Source organism: Corallococcus sp. 4LFB, from assembly GCF_046520365.1.
Taxonomy (GTDB): domain Bacteria; phylum Myxococcota; class Myxococcia; order Myxococcales; family Myxococcaceae; genus Corallococcus; species Corallococcus caeni.
In genome coordinates this window covers 1-857 of the sequence record NZ_JBKGHJ010001128.1, presented here as the reverse complement: position 1 = coordinate 857, position 857 = coordinate 1, and the positions used below count along the sequence as shown (strand labels likewise).

General features: G+C 75.3%; 2 protein-coding genes. Both read left to right on the top strand.

Going from position 1 to position 857, the window contains the following annotated elements; genetic code table 11:
• Nucleotides 1-236: 236 nt before the first annotated feature.
• Entirely contained in the window at nucleotides 237-608 is a 372-nt protein-coding gene (locus ACLEQD_RS44505; protein WP_410391944.1) for a zf-HC2 domain-containing protein, read from the top strand.
• Nucleotides 512-857 (top strand): protein kinase domain-containing protein (locus ACLEQD_RS44500; protein ID WP_410391945.1); only part of this gene is annotated, 346 nt, incomplete at its 3' end. The genes ACLEQD_RS44505 and ACLEQD_RS44500, both read left to right, overlap by 97 nt.

Here is an 857-nt window from a genome sequence, read left to right as displayed (position 1 = left end):
GCGCAGGAAGTCCCCGGCGTCCACCGCGAAGTCGGGCCACGCGCGCAGGGCCGCCCCGAGCAGCTCCGGCAGCGCCGCCTCCCAGCCGGTGAGCCGCGAGCGCCGCTCCGCGCCCAGTCCTTCCAGGAAGGCCGCCGTCACCTGCTGCTCCGTGCGCACACCGCACCTCCCCGAGGTCCCCAGGATGCCCGCATCCCATTTTTACGTGAAGTCCCGTTCTCCGTAGACTCCGCGTCATGCCCCCCTCCGAGCCCCCGCCCTCCGATGCCCGCTCCCCGGCGCCGGGGCCGGACTGTCTGGACGACGACACGGCCGTCGAGTTCGTCGAGGGGCTCTGCACGCCCTCGCAGGTGGCGGCCATCGAGCAGCACGTGGACGGGTGCGTCCCGTGCCGCCAGCTGTTGTCGGAGCTGGCGCGGGACAGCCTGCTGGCCCCTCCGCGGTGGACTCCGGGCCCCCGGCCTCCGCGGAGGAGCGCCGGGTGGAGGCGCGGCTGGAGCGGGGGCGCTCCGTGGGCCGGTACCTGCTGCTGGAGCGGCTGGGCGCGGGCGGCATGGGCGTCGTCTTCAGCGCGTATGATCCGGAGCTGGACCGCAAGGTGGCGGTGAAGCTCCTGCGCCTGGGCACGGCGCGCACGCGGGAGGGGCAGGCGCGGCTGCTGCGCGAGGCCCAGGCCATGGCCCGGCTCCAGCACCCGAACGTGCTGGCCGTCTTCGACGCGGGCACCTTCGGCGACGAGGTCTTCCTCGCCATGGAGCTCGTGGAGGGCAGCACCCTCACGCAGTGGCTGAAGGCCGGGCGGCGCTCCTGGCGGCAGGTGCTGGAGCGCTTCCTGGGCGCCGGGCGCGGGCTGGCCG